General features: G+C 64.9%; 14 protein-coding genes. 8 read left to right on the top strand and 6 right to left on the bottom strand.

The genetic code is table 11. The features are described 5' to 3' along the window. Positions 1–3 precede the first annotated feature (3 nt). Positions 4–903, top strand: coding sequence for a fumarylacetoacetate hydrolase family protein (locus JHC99_RS01345; RefSeq protein ID WP_292151675.1), 900 nt, complete (start codon positions 4–6; stop codon positions 901–903). Here the strand turns inward: JHC99_RS01345 and JHC99_RS01340 are convergent. Then, complete coding sequence (locus tag JHC99_RS01340) at positions 900–1664, bottom strand: SDR family NAD(P)-dependent oxidoreductase (RefSeq protein WP_292151674.1); 765 nt, start codon at positions 1662–1664, stop codon at positions 900–902. The two genes, JHC99_RS01345 and JHC99_RS01340, sit on opposite strands and share 4 nt — an antisense overlap. A 257-nt stretch (positions 1665–1921) precedes the next feature. Here JHC99_RS01340 and JHC99_RS01335 point away from each other — a divergent pair, with 257 nt between their 5' ends. Next, positions 1922–4348 (top strand): TonB-dependent receptor, encoded by a 2427-nt coding sequence (locus tag JHC99_RS01335; RefSeq protein WP_292151673.1) that lies wholly within the window; start codon positions 1922–1924, stop codon positions 4346–4348. Between the two features lie 143 nt (positions 4349–4491). Here JHC99_RS01335 and JHC99_RS01330 read toward each other — a convergent pair whose 3' ends face one another. Together JHC99_RS01330 and JHC99_RS01325 are read right to left on the bottom strand one after the other, a co-directional pair. Next, the gene (locus JHC99_RS01330) at positions 4492–5772 is read right to left on the bottom strand and encodes a cytochrome P450 (protein ID WP_292151672.1); all 1281 of its coding nucleotides are present in this window, start codon (positions 5770–5772) and stop codon (positions 4492–4494) included. A gap of 105 nt (positions 5773–5877) precedes the next feature. Next, a complete protein-coding gene (locus JHC99_RS01325; RefSeq protein ID WP_292151671.1) occupies positions 5878–6276 on the bottom strand; it encodes a limonene-1,2-epoxide hydrolase family protein in 399 nt (132 codons plus the stop codon). Positions 6277–6394: 118 nt separating this feature from the next. On the opposite strand from JHC99_RS01325, the gene JHC99_RS01320 reads away from it, so the two are divergent. After that, a complete protein-coding gene (locus tag JHC99_RS01320) occupies positions 6395–6943 on the top strand; it encodes a glutathione peroxidase (RefSeq protein ID WP_292151670.1) in 549 nt (182 codons plus the stop codon). A 50-nt stretch (positions 6944–6993) separates the two neighbouring features. Here the strand turns inward: JHC99_RS01320 and JHC99_RS01315 are convergent, their stop codons facing one another. From JHC99_RS01315 to JHC99_RS01305, 3 genes are all read right to left on the bottom strand, one after another. Next, a complete protein-coding gene (locus JHC99_RS01315) occupies positions 6994–7920 on the bottom strand; it encodes a zinc-binding dehydrogenase (protein ID WP_292151669.1) in 927 nt (308 codons plus the stop codon). A gap of 87 nt (positions 7921–8007) precedes the next feature. Next, a complete protein-coding gene (locus JHC99_RS01310) occupies positions 8008–8589 on the bottom strand; it encodes a 3-phenylpropionate/cinnamic acid dioxygenase subunit beta (protein WP_292151668.1) in 582 nt (193 codons plus the stop codon). Positions 8590–8620: 31 nt separating this feature from the next. Beyond that, positions 8621–9997 carry an aromatic ring-hydroxylating dioxygenase subunit alpha gene (locus JHC99_RS01305; RefSeq protein WP_292151667.1) on the bottom strand — a complete coding sequence of 459 codons (1377 nt, stop codon included), beginning with the start codon at positions 9995–9997 and terminating at the stop codon, positions 8621–8623. Positions 9998–10145: 148 nt separating this feature from the next. Between JHC99_RS01305 and JHC99_RS01300 the strand changes: the two genes are divergently transcribed. The 5 genes from JHC99_RS01300 to JHC99_RS01280 are packed head-to-tail and all read left to right on the top strand — an operon-like array spanning position 10146 to position 14255. Continuing rightward, on the top strand, positions 10146–10364 hold the full coding sequence (locus JHC99_RS01300) for a ferredoxin (protein WP_292151666.1): 219 nt from the start codon (positions 10146–10148) through the stop codon (positions 10362–10364). Beyond that, positions 10361–11746, top strand: coding sequence for an MFS transporter (locus JHC99_RS01295; protein ID WP_292151665.1), 1386 nt, complete (start codon positions 10361–10363; stop codon positions 11744–11746). The genes JHC99_RS01300 and JHC99_RS01295 overlap by 4 nt, the downstream gene beginning before the upstream one ends. Further along, positions 11743–12501, top strand: a complete 759-nt coding sequence (locus tag JHC99_RS01290) for an SDR family NAD(P)-dependent oxidoreductase (protein WP_292151664.1) — start codon at positions 11743–11745, stop codon at positions 12499–12501. The genes JHC99_RS01295 and JHC99_RS01290 overlap by 4 nt, the downstream gene beginning before the upstream one ends. 27 nt (positions 12502–12528) lie before the next feature. Next, entirely contained in the window at positions 12529–13443 is a 915-nt protein-coding gene (locus tag JHC99_RS01285; protein ID WP_292151663.1) for a VOC family protein, read from the top strand. Beyond that, positions 13443–14255: an SDR family NAD(P)-dependent oxidoreductase gene (locus tag JHC99_RS01280; protein ID WP_292151662.1), complete on the top strand. Its 813-nt coding sequence runs from the start codon at positions 13443–13445 to the stop codon at positions 14253–14255. Before JHC99_RS01285 ends, JHC99_RS01280 begins: the two co-directional genes overlap by 1 nt. The last annotated feature ends 23 nt before the right edge of the window (positions 14256–14278 follow it).

Genomic DNA, 14278 nt, shown 5'->3' with positions numbered 1-14278 from the left:
TCGATGCGACTGTTGTCATTCGAGCTGAATGGTGTGGCGACCACGGGGGTCCGTCTCGGCGACGAGGTTGTCGATCTGAGTGTCGCGGCGCCCGATCTTCCGCGCGACATCCGCTCCCTGCTGGCGACCGGTCCTGACGCCTTGCGCACCGCGGAGAGGGCCGCCTCGGACTCAGGCGCGGATGCGCGCCATCCGCTGGAGAGCCTGCGCCACCTGACGCCGATCGCCCGGCCGGACAAGATCATCGGCCTGGGCAAGAACTACATGAAGCACGTCGAGGAGATGAAGGCCGACACGCAGAAATTCCCTGGAATGTTCCTGCGGACGCGTGACTCGATGGTGGCCCACAACCAGCCGATCTGGCGACCGGAAGCCTCCGACACGCTCGACTACGAGGGTGAGCTGATGATCGTGATCGGCAGGGGAGGGCGGATGATTTCCCGTGACGAGGCCCTGTCGCATGTCGCCGGCTACGCATGCCACAACGACGGCAGCGTGCGGGCCTACAACTACATTCCGTCGGCGGTCACGGCGGGCAAAAATTTCCTCAACACCGGCGGGTTCGGACCCGAGATCGTGACGGCGGACGAGCTGCCGCCCGGATGTAAGGGCTTGCGTCTGACAACCCACGTCAACGGCGATCTGCGTCAGAGCGCCGACATCGCCGAGATGCACTGGGATGTCGCCCACCTGGTGCATCTGATGTCGACGATCTTCACCCTGTATCCCGGTGATCTGATCGCGACGGGCACGCCCTCGGGCGTCGCTGCCGGCTCGCCGAACCCCCAGTGGCTCATGCCCGGCGACGTGGTGCGGGTGGAGATCGAGGGGGTCGGCGTGCTGACCAATCCGATCATCGATGCGCCCCGAGTGCGTTCCGACCTCGACGTCCGCCTGGTTTAGCGGACCATCATGAGCCCGCCGTCGACCGCCAGGGTCTGGCCGGTGATGAAGCGCGAGGCGTCGCTGGCCAGGAAGACCAGTACCGGTGCCATGTCCGTATCGGGGTCTCCGAGCTTGCCGCCGAGGGGAATTATGGTTGCCATGCCGCGATCGTGAGCCGCGAGTTGTTCGGGCGTCATGCCCGCGCGCGTGGTGTCGTACATGGGCGTCCACATTCCGGGCGCGACGGCATTGGCGGAAATCCCGTAAGGTCCCCACTCCTGGGCGATGGTGCGCGTCCAGGCCAGGACGGCACCCTTCGACGCGGCATAGTGGGCGCAGCCGCGCAGGCCGAGCGCCCCGGCGGCCGAGGCGAAGTTGACGATCCGCCCGCCCCGGTCCTTCAGGTGGGCGAACGCCGCCTGATTGGTGATCATCGTGCCGCGCGCATTGACGCCGACCACCAGATCCCACTCGTCGTCGGTGATGGCCTCGGCAGGCGTATAGCGTTGAACCCCGGCGACGTGGATCAGCACGTCCAGCCCGCCCATTGCCTGGACCGCCCTGTCGAAGGCCTCGTTGACCGAGCTGCGGGACGAGACGTCGCACAGATCATGGGTCAGACGCCCGTCATGCGTCGTTGCGGTCGGAGCCTTCACGACGTCGAGCCCGGACACCTGGGCACCTGCAAAAGCCAAGGCTCGGGCGGCGCTGGCACCGATACCACGGGCTGCACCGGTGACGATGATTCGCTTGCCCGACAGGGCGGTGGTGTCGCTCATGGGATCATCTCCGAGGGCTGGGCTGACTTCGCGCTGACGGTCGGTCGGCGACCCGGTTCGCAAGCGTGCGGTTCATGTCACGCGCCCGAGCATAAAGCGTAATCATTCTTACCCTAGATTTTTATTCTTGCGACAGATTTCCAATTCTGTTTAGTTTATCCTCAACGCAGCGCCTTTCGGCAGCTGTGAAGCGCGGGGCGATAGACCCCACCGGGGAGGTTACGATGAGAGTCTCAAACAGCCGACGTGTGTCCAGAATGGTTCGCCGAGGTGGCGTGCTGGGGCTTCTGGCCTGTACGGCCTTGACCGCTCCGGCCTTCGCCCAGAGCGCTTCATCGCAGCCTCAGTCGGACCAGCTGGACGAGATCGTCGTCACCGCGCGTCGGACCGAAGAAAACCTGCAATCGACCCCCGTGGCTGTCACAGCCATCAACGCCCAGGCGCTGGAGCGGGCTCAGGTGTCCGACGTCACCGACCTGCAACGCACGACCCCCAGCCTTTCGATTGCCACGGGCGCGCCGTCCTCGTCGGGCTTCGCCTTCGTCGCCATGCGCGGCCAGGGCAACCTGCAGGCGCTGGTGTCGAACGATCCGGCCGTGGCCATCTATGTGGACGGCGTCTACATCGCCCGCCCGTCCCAGGGCCTGACCGACCTGTTCGACCTGCAACGCGTCGAGGTTCTGCGCGGACCGCAAGGGACCTTGTTCGGGCGCAACACCATCGGCGGCGCCGTCAACATCCTGAGCGCCGACCCTAACCAGGACTACAGCGGCCTGATCAAGGTCGAGGCCGGCAGCTTCGACCAGGTCGGCGCCAGCTTCGTCGCGAACGGCCCCCTGACCGACCGGCTGTCCGCCCGCGTTGTCGCCAGCACCAAGGGCCGCAGTGGCTATGGCCGCAGCATCCCCCTGGGACGGGACGTCTGGGACCAGGACAGCGACTTCGTCCGCGCCAAGCTCAAGTATGAGGACGATCGGCTGGAGCTGGTCCTCTCCGGCGACTACAACAAGATCGAGGACAACGGCCAGTTCACGGCCTTGCACGCCTATGCCCCCGAACTCTTCGGCCCGGCCGGATCGTTCGGAGCGTTCGGCCTGGCCACGACGCTGAACAACTCGCTTCATAACCGGAACGGCTTCTACAGCAGCTATGCCACCGGCTATTTGGTCCCGAACACGCCGACCTTCGCGACCCTGCCGGCCGAGGTGCGTGCCCTCTACAGCCGACCGCTCGGAAACCAGCTTGAGGCCTATGGGTTCAGCCTGAACGCGTCGCTCGATCTGGGCAATGCGACCCTCAAGTCCATCACGGCCTACCGCTTCAGCGACACCGACGGGATCATTGACACGGACGGTACGCCCGTTCCGATTCTGACGACCTGGGCCGGCTACAGCTCCGACCAGTGGTCGCAGGAGCTCCAGATCAGCGGTTCGGTCGGCGAGAAGTTCACCTATATTTCCGGTGTCTACTTCTCCAACGAAGAAGGCCAGGAGTTCAGCCGGTCGCAGAATTTCGGCTTCCTGCCCTACAACGCCGTCTCTCGTCCCAACGCCGGACTGGCTGGCCAGAACCTGGCGGACGTCCACAACCAGTCTGCCGGCGTCTTCGGCCAAGGCTACTACCAGCTGACGGATTCGGTTCGCATCGCCGCCGGCCTGCGCTGGACCTGGGACAGCCGCGACACCGAACTTCATAACTTCACCGTCTGGGGCCTGCCCGGCACCTGCAACGTGCCCACGCCCGATGTCGCCGGCGTCTGCACCCAGACGCAGGAGGTCAAGTTCGACTATCCCGCCTGGACCCTGGGCGTGGACTGGCAGATCAACGAGGACGTCTTCGCCTACGTCCAGACGCGTCGCGCCTCCAAGTCCGGCGGCTGGAACACCCGCGCCGGTGGCCTTCCGGCCTTCCAGCCGGAAACAGTCAAGGACCTGGAAGCGGGCCTCAAGGCGACCTGGCTCGAGAACCGTCTGCGCACCAACGTCGCAGTCTTCCACTCCTGGCAGTCGGATGTTCAGCGTAACGCCGCCGCCCTGACACCGGCCGGCGCAAGCACCCAGTTCATCGTCAATGCCGGCAACGCCCGCGTCTACGGCATCGAGCTGGAAGGCGCCTACCGGCCCTGGACCGGCATGGAGCTGACCTCGAACGTCAGCCTGATGAACGGCGAATATGAGAGCGGATCCTTCATCGAGCGGCAGGCGGTTCCCGGAGTGGGCTTCACCGGCTGTACTCTGAATCCGGCCGGCACGGCGTCGATTTGTCCCGTCGACCGGAGCAACGAGGAACTGCCCCAGCTTCCCAAAATCCAGTACAATCTAGGTGCCACTCAGGTCCTGCCGACGTCCTTCGGCGCGGTGACCCTTCACGTAGATTACTCGTATCTGGGCCGCCAGTTCTACAACCCGGTCACGCCGTCGGTGAACCAGTCGGCCGCGACCAAGGCCATCTATGCCGCGTCGAACGACATCACCCGGACGCCCGGCTATGGCCTGCTGAACGCCCGCTTCGCCATCGAGTTCGACGCCCAGAACGTCGAGTTCGCGATCTACGGCAAGAACCTGACCGGCGAGGAATACAACACCCGCCAGTTCGCCGACGTCTATGCCGCCGGCCTCGGCTTCGCGACTGCCTTCATCGGCGAGCCTACGACCTACGGCGCCTCTCTGACCAAGCGTTTCTAGACCCGACTTCTCCTGTTGAACCTTGCCGCCGATCGGGAAACCGGTCGGCGGCTTTTTCATGGGCGGGGAGGCGTGGGCCCAACCAAAAAGGCCCCCGCCGGATGGCGGGGGCCTTGATCGTCATTTCGGCGGTGTCGATGGGTTCAGGGAACGTCCCAAATCACATGCACGGCGTCGGGCCCGCGCAGCGACACCCCGCGCACGACCGGGCGGGGATAGTCGGGGTCGAGCCTCAGGTTCGGAAGCAAGTCGAGCAGCAGGCCCACCGCCTCCTCTATCTCGACCTTGGCCAGCCACATCCCGACGCACATATGCGCGCCGAAGCCAAAACCGAACGCCGCCATCTGCTTGCGGTCGATGTCGAAGACGTCAGGGTTCTCGAACACCGTCTCGTCCCGATTGGCCGAGCCGACGCAGGCCGAGATGATCGCCCCCTTGGGAATGGTGACGTCCTGAAGCGTGACCTCGGTCTGGGTCTCGCGCACCTTGAAGGTGGCGACGGCATCGTGGCGGACGCTCTCGTCCAGCACCTTGCGCATCAGGGACCGGTCGGCACGCAGACGTTCCAGCACCTCGGGGTGATCGAACAGGTGGGTCATCATGATCGCAAACGTGCGCGACGTCGTTTCCGATGCGGCCGGCAGCATCATGCGCACGAAGTTGGTGATCTGGTGATCGTTCAGGGTGCGACCCTCGAACTCGGCGCGGATCAGGCGGCTGATCAGGTCGGAGCCTTCGGCACCGGACGCACGGCGCGCCTGAACGGCGGCCAGGGTCGGGTCGTACAGTTCCTGGAACGCCTGGAAGGCCGCACGCTTGGCCTCGGGATCATTGGCCATGCCGCCCAGCACCTTCAGCGCCTTGGTGGCGAAGGTCTCGAGCGCAGCCGGATCATCGTCTGGGAAGCCCAGCACCGCATAGACCACGTGGATCGGGAACATGACGCCCACGGTCGAGACCAGCTCCGCCTTGCCCTGGGACACCAGCGGTTCGATGAAGGACTTCTGGATCAGCGGCCGGATATAGGTCTCGCGCCACTCCTCCATCACCGCCGGTGTGAACGATGGCTGCAGGATGCCGCGCAGCTGGCGGTGCTCGTCGCCGTCCAGGCCGGTGATCATCAGCCCGTCCAGGAACTGGCCCAGTCCCGTCTCCATCAGGATCCCGCTGGTATAGGTCTTGGTGTCGCGCAACACCTTCATGACGTCGGCGTGCTTGAAGATGGTGTAGATCGGGCGGCCGGTGTCGCCTGCGAACGACGCAGCCCCGAGTTCAGCGCAGATGTCTCCCTGCATCACCGGCATGTTGGCGCGGTGATCGCGATAGATTTCCTCGATGTTCCGGTCGTCGCCGGCGAACAGGGCACCGACCTGGGCGAAGCCTTCGGCAAGGTCCTTGTTAGGGGTCATCTGGGCGGTGCTCATCGGTCTTCCTTCCCGCAAATTAGCCGGCCTCATGGGCGCGATCTGTTTCAAATACAGAATAGCATTCTGATCAAAATGTCCATCGGACAGAGACGATGGTTACGTTCAATGGCCGTGAATCAGCGCAATCGCCGACGGGTCGGTGTAGTCGCGCCAGCGGATCAGCTTGCCGTCGTCGTCCAGCTCGAAAATCCCGGCAATGGCAAAGGCGCCGATCTCGCGGCCGTCTGCGGCGACCAGCCGGTCCATCCGTTCGGTCAGAACGACATTGCCGTGGGCGGCGATATGCAGGGTCTCGACCAGGATTTTCTCGTAACCCATGGCCGCCTCGAATTTCGCACCCATGGCCAGGGCCTCGTCGGCACCGACGCTTTTCGACAGGCCCATGTTGACCCATTCGGTGTCGGGTCGGAACAGGTCGCGGATCGCGGCTTCCAGCGGTTCGGGCCCTGCGGACCAGACGTCGAGGAAGTCGCCGACGATGTCTATCGGAGCGCGTTTCATGGCCTTATTTTCCTTCGATATCGGGCGTGGAAAGCCGGATTTCGAGCGCGGTCCGGGGGCGATTTGCTAGGGTTTCCGGGCAAGGCGGCGACCGCCGTCCAGACCTGATGGAGCCGACATGAGCGACGCGATCACCGCCATTCCCCTGACCCGAAACGACGGCGGGTCGGACACCCTGGCCGACCATGCCGGCAAGGTTCTGCTGATCGTCAATGTCGCGTCGAAATGCGGGCTTACGCCGCAATACGAAGGGCTCGAGGCCCTGTATCGCGCCAAGGCGGCGGACGGCCTCGAAGTGCTGGCGTTTCCGGCGAACAACTTCAACGGTCAGGAGCCGGGGACGGACGAGGAGATCGCGAGCTTCTGCCAGACCAGCTTCGACGTGACCTTTCCGCTGTATTCCAAGATCAGCGTCAAGGGCGAGGACATCCACCCGCTCTATGCCGGCCTGACGGCGGCCAAGGCCGAGGCCGTCGGCGATGGCCCGATGCGCGAGCGTCTGAACGGCTATGGCATCGCGACGAGTGGACCCGGCGAGGTGGTGTGGAATTTCGAGAAATTCCTGGTCGGCCGTGACGGTCAGGTCATCGACCGGTTTGCCCCCGACATCGGTGCCGCCGATCCTCGACTGGTCGGTGCGATCGACAAGGCGTTGGCGGCCGGCTGACGCCGACCGACGATGGTCGCGGAGGATGTGCGCACCCTCCGCGACCGTCATCAGCGGACCTTCGCCGTGATCTTGGCGTGGGGGCCTGATACCTGGGCGGTCCAGGCGTCGGCGGAATCCGCGAAGTCATAGTCGATGTAGTCGACCTCGATCGCCTGATCCTTCTGCATGGCCAGCAGTCGTCGCCAGATCTGCTCGCGGTCGGCCGCCGGGCGCTGGCCGGTGCCGATACAGGTCAGGGTCCGGAACAGCAGGTCGCCGATATTGAGCTCCACCGTGCGGCCCGCGCCCGTGCCGATGGTGATCAGGCGGGCACCCCATTTCGTGGCCTTGACCGCCGACAGGAAGGGCTTGCCGAAGACGAGATCGAGGACGACATCAAACCCGTCCCCGCCCGAAGCAACCTTGAGCGCTTCGGTGTCGTAGTCGCCGCCCATGGCCACGACGGCGTCGGCGAGGCCTCGTTCCATCAGGCGGTCAAGCCCGGCCTGGCTGCGGGCGGCGGCAACCACTCGGCCGGCCCCCAAAGTTCTGGCGAGTTGCAGGCCGATCTGGCCCAGGACCCCGGTGGCACCCAGGATCAGAACGCTCTCGCCCGGCTGGATCTCTGCGGCCTCCAGCGGGATCAGGATGCCGGTGCCGGCGATACCCATGGTGACGGCGGTGCGATCGTCGATGTCGTCGGGTACGTCCCAGACCTCAGCGACGGGGACGATGGTCTTCTCCGCCCACGCGCCCCAGGGTGCGACCGAACGCTCGCCGAAATAGACCCGGCGACCGTCCTCGGCGCGGCCGACGCCTTCGCCCCGGATCACGCACGGATACTGAACGCCCAGGCGATAGGCGCCCAGCACGTCCCAGCCGCCCAGCCCCGCCGTATCGACCTCGATCAGGACACATCCCTCCTGGGCCGTCGGTTCGGGGAAGTCCTGAAGGACCGGGGCGGATCCGTTGCCGGAGATGACGGCGGCGCGCATGGGCGGCTCCTGATATCGGGAGTGTGAGGCACGCGTCGGCGCTCGCGCGGTCGATCCGGGCGGCGCCGACGTCAGTGTGGCGTCACGTCAGAGGAAGATGGCGAGGTTCGGGAAGCCGAGCACCGTCTGGTCGACGATGATCTCGCGACGGGCCAGTTTGAAGCTGGCACCATGACGACGCAGCAGGTCGTGGCGGACGCAGCTGAGCATCAGCAACGTCGTCTCCTCGAACCGGCTGCGGCTGCAAAGCAGATAGCTCTTCACCTCGAATTCGTCCGGATCGTCGGTCGATTCGACCAGGATGTTGGTCACCAGACGGCGCGTACGCGAGGGCGGATCCTCGGCCCAGGCGCTCTGGGTGTCGGTGATCCGGCCCACCCGACCGCGGATCGAGGCGTAGGTCTCGTCGAAATGCATCACGGTCCGGACGATTGACTGCGAATGATGCTTCAGAGACCGGGTCTGGCGTACCGGGCAGGTGTAGCGCAGGTCGATATCGAGCCGCGCGACCCAGTCCTTCAGGCGGATCTCGTCCAGCAGCCAGGCCTCCTCGTACAGGAACTCGGCGATCTGGTTGTAGGCGGGCGACCCGACCGGCACGCGGTTGGGACGGAAGGGAGCCTCCTCGGCGACGCTGACGTCGGTGGGGATGACGGCGTTCATGGTCATGGCGATGGTATCCTGATGATGTCTGCGATGATCAAGCCGGGGCGTTCATCAGGTCGCGATAGGCCAGCCACCAGTTCCACTGGGTGTCGTCCTTGGTGAAGCCTTCGTAGACCAGGGCCGGACCGGGCCAGTCGGGCCGTGGCGGGGTGGTGCAGACGGCCTGATACTTCATCGTGACATTGCGAGCGGCGGCACCCTTGGCGGTCTGGGTGATATGCGGCCACGTGTCGGAATCGTCCTGTTCGACCATGCCGGAGGTACCCAGCATGCGTACCGCGAACTGCAGCGCCTTCTGCTTGTGCTCCTCGGGGGCGTCCTTTTCAGCGAGGATGTAGTTGCAGAACTCCAGCTCGTCCGGGCCCTTGGGGATATAGGTGTGCAGCGAGGTCAGGCCGATGATCTCGCCGTCCGGCTGGGGCACATAAATGAAGGCGATCAGGACGTTGGGGAACATTCCTCCGACCTGGGGCGGGCTGTCGACCAGCAGGCCCAGCTGTTCCGGCGTCAGGTTGCGGACCAGTTCGGGCAGCATTTCCTTGGTGATACCGGGGGGCGGCACGATAGCCAGCTTCTCGGCGATCGTCAGGTTTCCGTCCCGGAAATCCTTGGCCTGCTTGAACTTGTTCGCCACGGGCATGCAGCGCAGGGAGTGACCTTGCAGGGAGCTCACTTCGGTGCCGTACATCGAGGTGGTCAGGTCGCCATCGCCGAATTTGGCGAACTCGCCCAGCCAGCGGTGGAGCGTCAGCGTGTGGAAACCGTCGGAGGCGGACTGCTCGCAGGCCGTCTTCCAGTTGGCCTTGATGGTGAAGCGCTGCGGCGGACCCAGGACCTCAAGGCCGTTGTCCGTCCGGCAGAACAGCATGTCGTAGTACCACTTCATCTCGCCGAGGAATTCGTCGAACGAGGGGCCTTCGAAATTCCAGGTGGCGAAGATCAGGCCGCCGTAGATGTGGACGCGCGCCTGGGTCAGGCCGAGCTTTTCCTTGGGCAGGATGTCGCCGTGCATCTTCTCGCCGGCGACGGGCGCGCCGATGAAGTCGCCGTCGTTCTTGAACGCCCAGCCATGATAGATGCAGGTGTGGACCTTGGCGTTGCCGGCGTCGTTGACGCACACGCGCATGCCCCGGTGCGGGCAGACGTTCAGCATGACCTTGATGGTCTCGTCCTTCTGACGCGTGATCAGAACGGGGTCGGATCCCATCAGCCGGGTAATGAAGTCGCCCGAGGCCGGAATCTCGCTCTCGTGACCCAGCAAGAGCCAGGTCTTGCCGAACACCTTGCGCATTTCGATGTCGTAGAGTTCGGGATCCGAGATCGCGCGCAGCTGTACCTCTCGGGTCTGCACATTGATCAGATCGTCGATCGTCGTCCCGTCCGAAAGCGTTGTCCGTGTCCGGTCCAGCATAGTTGTCCTCCGCGGCGACTTGCGCCATATAATTTTGAACAGAGGTGGCATTTCTGTATAGAAAATGCAACTGTTCGATTCAACGAGGAACGATGGGCCGAGCGCCCCCGGAGAAGTCCCCAAGGGACTCCCGGCACGGAGGATGACTATGAGTTCACAAGCTATCGCCCATCGCGTGGTCGCCGATCGCGGTTCGTGCTGCGGCTATGGGACGTGCGTCGAGATCTGCCCTGAGATCTATCAGCTCGAAGGCGGGCTGGTGGTCCTGACGACGGAGATCGTGCCGCCGGAACTGCTGGAACGGGCCATCGAAGGCGCCGAGTCCTGCCCGCAATCGGCCCTGATCGTGGAACCGGTCGCGGGATGACCGCGCCCTCCGCCGCGGCGAACCCGGCGGCCACGCCCGCAGGCGGACGCAAGCTGCCGGGGCTGTTGTCGCTGTCCCTCATGGGTATTCCGCTGACGGCCCTGTCGCTGCCGCTGGTCGTGATGATCCCCGAGCATTACGCGACCGTGCTGGGCCTGCCGCTGGCCGTGATCGGCCTGATTTTCACCGGTGTGCGCATCTTCGACATCGTGGTCGATCCCCTGATCGGGGCTGCCATGGACCGGACCCGCAGTCGCTGGGGCCGCTACCGGCCGTGGCTGATCTTCGGGGCACCGGCCCTGATGTTGGCGGTCTATCTACTGTTCATGGCCAAGCCGGGTGTTGGGCCGATCTATCTGCTGCTGACCCTGACGGCGGCCTTTCTCGGCTGGTCGGTCCTGTCTCTTGCACAACTGGCCTTGGCGTCGGGACTGGCGGCCAGCTACGACGGGCGGTCCCGCGTCTATGCCTGGCTGCAGTTCGCGTCGCTGCTGGGCATTCTGACGGTCATGGGCTTTCCCATCCTGTTGAAGTCGCTCGGCGACACCGGCATGGCCCCGACCCAGATCATGGGCTGGATCATCATCGTCCTGATGGCCCCCGCTGTCGCCCTGGCCGCCTGGCGGGTGCCGGAAGCCGCCGCTTCCGCCCAGCGTCATATCGTCGGGATCAAAGAGTATCTCGCCGTCGTGGGACGGAAGGCGGTGTTCCGCATCGCCGCCATCGACCTGCTGTTCGGCTTGGGCTTCGGTACGGCCTCGGCCATGCTGGTCTTTTTCGTCACGGCCGCCAAGGGTCTGGATCGTAGCGCCATCGGTGTCGTCCTGATCGCGCAAGTGGTTACGGCGATGATCACCGTCCCTGCCGTGGCCTGGCTGGCGCGGCGGCTAGACAAGCATTTCGTACTGGGGATCACAGGGCTGCTGGCGGCGATTGTCAGCGTCGCCTTCGTCTTCCTGCCGGATGGAAATCTCGTCGCCGTCTCACTGGGCATGATGGGCTGGGGTCTGTCGTTCGGGGCCTTCAACCTTCTGCCCCGTGCGATGATGGCGGATGCAGGCGACGAACTGAGGCTGGACACCGGCTCGGACCAGACCGGCGTCCTCTATGCCCTGCTCATCAGCAGCTGGAAGCTGGGCGGTGCGCTGGCGGTCGGCCTTTCCTTCGCGGCTCTGGCCATGGTCGGGTACAAGCCCGCACTGATGACCGCCAATACGCCCGAGGCCATCTCCGGGTTGGAGATGGTGTTCGCCGGTCCGTCGGCGGTGCTGTTCCTGCTCGGTGCCTGGCTGTCCTTTACCTATCCATTGACGCGCGAGAAACACGCCGCGATCCGCACGGCTCTCGACGCGCGAGACGCCCAGGCGGAGACAACGGCATGACCCGTCGTCTGGAAGGCCGTGTCGCCCTTATCTCGGGCACTGGGGGCGGGCAGGGCCGGGCGGCGGCACTCCGCTTCGTCGCCGACGGCGCTATCGTCGTCGGCTGCGACGTCAACGCCGAGGCCGACGCGGAGACCGCGCGACTGGTCGCAGAGGCCGGCGGCGTCATGATCAGCATGGTCTGCGATCTCGGCGACCCCGAGGGCGCTCAGGCCTGGATCGACAAGGCCGTCTCGACCTACGGCCGGATCGACATTGTCTACAATAACGCCTCGGCCGCGAAGTTCGGCTCCATCGCGGACCTGTCGGTCGAGGACTGGCGGTTCACGATCCGGAACGAACTCGACCTCGTCTTCCTGACCACCAAATACGCCTGGCCGCATCTGGCCAGACAGGGCGGCGCGATCATCAACGTCGCCTCGACGGCCGGCTGGCAGGGCTCGCGCGGCAACGGCACCGTCGCCCACAACGCAACCAAGGGCGGCGTCATCGCCATGACCCGCCAGATGGCGCTGGAAGGTGCCCCGCTGGGCATTCGCGCCAACTCCATCAGCCCCGGCTTCGTCATCACCCCCGGCACTCGCGCCTTCGTCGAGAACCCTGCGGTGCGGGCCGGGCTGATCGCCGGCATCCCCATTGGCCGCCCCGGCGAGCCGGAGGACGTGGTCGGCATGGCTGCCTTCCTGGCCTCGGACGAAGCCGCCTTCATCACCGGTGCCGACATCGTCATCGATGGCGGCACGACCGCCTGTTAGCCCACCGCAAGACTTGAGGATCTGACCATGGATATCCGGGGTATCGGCTATCTGGGCTTTGAAAGCCCCAACATCGACGCCTGGCGCAGCTACGGCCCCGAGGTGCTTGGCCTCGCGATCGCCAAGTCACCCGAGGACGAGCCCGACGCGCTCTATCTGCGCATGGACGACCGGCGCTACCGGTTCGCCTTCCAGCCCGGCCCGATCGACAAGCTAGCCTATATCGGCTGGGAATGCGTAAACCGCATCGCCTTCGAGAAGGCGGTGAAAAAGCTGGAAGACGCGGGGATCGCCGTCGAACACGGGACCGACGACCTGCGCGCCCGCCGCGCCGTCCGCGACGTGGTCCGGTTCAAGGATCCGGTAGGCTATCAGTATGAACTCTTCTACGGCCAGAAGGGCGAACCGGATTCGTTCGTGCCCGGCAGGCGCCACGGCGGCTTCAACACCTACGGCCGGGGCTTTGGCCACGTCGTGGTGATGACGCCGGAGTACGGACCGGAGCTGGACAATTTCCTGATCAACATCATGGGCTTCCAGTGGTATGGTTCGGGTGCCGGAAAAGGCAAGACCGGCTTCTATCGCGCCGGGCTGAACAATCTCACCAGCCACGATATCGGTTACGGCCATGCGCCAGGCCGGATGGGCATCCAGCATATGGGTCTGCTGACCGGCGACCTGCGCGATGTCGGCGAGACCTGGGACATCGTCAACAAGCGCCAGATCCAGGTCCAGATGACCCTGGGCCAGCACACCCAGGACCCGCATTTCTCCTTCTATCATTTTACCCCCTCGGGCTTTGCCGTCGAGGTGATCGCCGAGACCCATCCCTGGCCCGGCGACCCGTTCGAGCTGAACGCCGAAAGGCTCAGCTACTGGGGACATGAACTGGTCGGCCCGATCCTGGGCACGACCATTCGCACGCCTGAGGAACTTCGCTGATGGCATTGCTCGACGGCAAGGTCGCCCTGATTACCGGCGGCGGCGGCGGCATCGGACGGGGTATCGCCCGCAAATTCATCCGCGAGGGGGCGACGGTCGTCGTCGCCGAGTTCAACGACGACTACTGTGCCTCAATCAAACAGGAACTGACCGAGGAACTCGGCGGACGGGCGGAGGTCATCAAGGCCGATGTGCGCATCAAGGAACAGATCCAGGGCGCGGTCGAAAAGACCGTCGAGCTGTTCGGCGGCATCGACATCCTGGTCAACAACGCCTTCACCCTCAGCCCCAAGGTGCTGCTGGAGCACAAGACCGACGAGATGCTGGATGCCACACTGCATTCGGGCTTGTGGGCCGGATGGTGGTCGATGCAGGCGGCGAGGCCTCACATGGCGGCGCGCGGCGGCGGATCGATCATCAACTTCTATTCGATCGACGTCGAGACGGCCGCTTGGCTGAACTCCGACTACAACATCACCAAATCGGCGCTGCGTGGCCTGACCCGCAGTGCGGCGCACGAGTGGGGCCGGTTCAATATCCGGGTCAATCTGTTGTCGCCCGCCGCCATGGGCACGGTGTTCCATCGCATGGCCGAGGCGACGCCGGGCTTTGCCGAGATGGCGGCGTCCAGAAAACCTCTGCTGAGGAACGGCGACCCGGAGGAGGACGTCGCGCCCGTCGCGGTCTTCCTGGCGTCGGAGATGTCGCGCTTCGTCACCGGCGAAATGATCAATGTCGACGGAGGCCTGCATATGCCGGGCTATCAGTCGCGGCCGCCGAACGTGGCCGAGATGGAACAACAGGGCGGCTGAAGCCGACGAATCGACGGGGAGAA

It is taken from the genome of Brevundimonas sp., from assembly GCF_016463485.1.
Taxonomy (GTDB): domain Bacteria; phylum Pseudomonadota; class Alphaproteobacteria; order Caulobacterales; family Caulobacteraceae; genus Brevundimonas.
This window is presented reverse-complemented; position numbering and strand designations above follow the sequence as displayed.

Coding starts and splice junctions, on each gene's coding strand:
- JHC99_RS01300 (WP_292151666.1), top strand. CDS start 10,146: ATGAGTTCACAAGCTATCGCCCATCGCGTGGTCGCCGATCGCGGTTCG.
- JHC99_RS01340 (WP_292151674.1), bottom strand. CDS start 1,664: ATGAGCGACACCACCGCCCTGTCGGGCAAGCGAATCATCGTCACCGGT.
- JHC99_RS01335 (WP_292151673.1), top strand. CDS start 1,922: ATGGTTCGCCGAGGTGGCGTGCTGGGGCTTCTGGCCTGTACGGCCTTG.
- JHC99_RS01330 (WP_292151672.1), bottom strand. CDS start 5,772: ATGAGCACCGCCCAGATGACCCCTAACAAGGACCTTGCCGAAGGCTTC.
- JHC99_RS01325 (WP_292151671.1), bottom strand. CDS start 6,276: ATGAAACGCGCTCCGATAGACATCGTCGGCGACTTCCTCGACGTCTGG.
- JHC99_RS01310 (WP_292151668.1), bottom strand. CDS start 8,589: ATGACCATGAACGCCGTCATCCCCACCGACGTCAGCGTCGCCGAGGAG.
- JHC99_RS01295 (WP_292151665.1), top strand. CDS start 10,361: ATGACCGCGCCCTCCGCCGCGGCGAACCCGGCGGCCACGCCCGCAGGC.
- JHC99_RS01290 (WP_292151664.1), top strand. CDS start 11,743: ATGACCCGTCGTCTGGAAGGCCGTGTCGCCCTTATCTCGGGCACTGGG.
- JHC99_RS01285 (WP_292151663.1), top strand. CDS start 12,529: ATGGATATCCGGGGTATCGGCTATCTGGGCTTTGAAAGCCCCAACATC.
- JHC99_RS01320 (WP_292151670.1), top strand. CDS start 6,395: ATGAGCGACGCGATCACCGCCATTCCCCTGACCCGAAACGACGGCGGG.
- JHC99_RS01280 (WP_292151662.1), top strand. CDS start 13,443: ATGGCATTGCTCGACGGCAAGGTCGCCCTGATTACCGGCGGCGGCGGC.
- JHC99_RS01345 (WP_292151675.1), top strand. CDS start 4: ATGCGACTGTTGTCATTCGAGCTGAATGGTGTGGCGACCACGGGGGTC.
- JHC99_RS01305 (WP_292151667.1), bottom strand. CDS start 9,997: ATGCTGGACCGGACACGGACAACGCTTTCGGACGGGACGACGATCGAC.
- JHC99_RS01315 (WP_292151669.1), bottom strand. CDS start 7,920: ATGCGCGCCGCCGTCATCTCCGGCAACGGATCCGCCCCGGTCCTTCAG.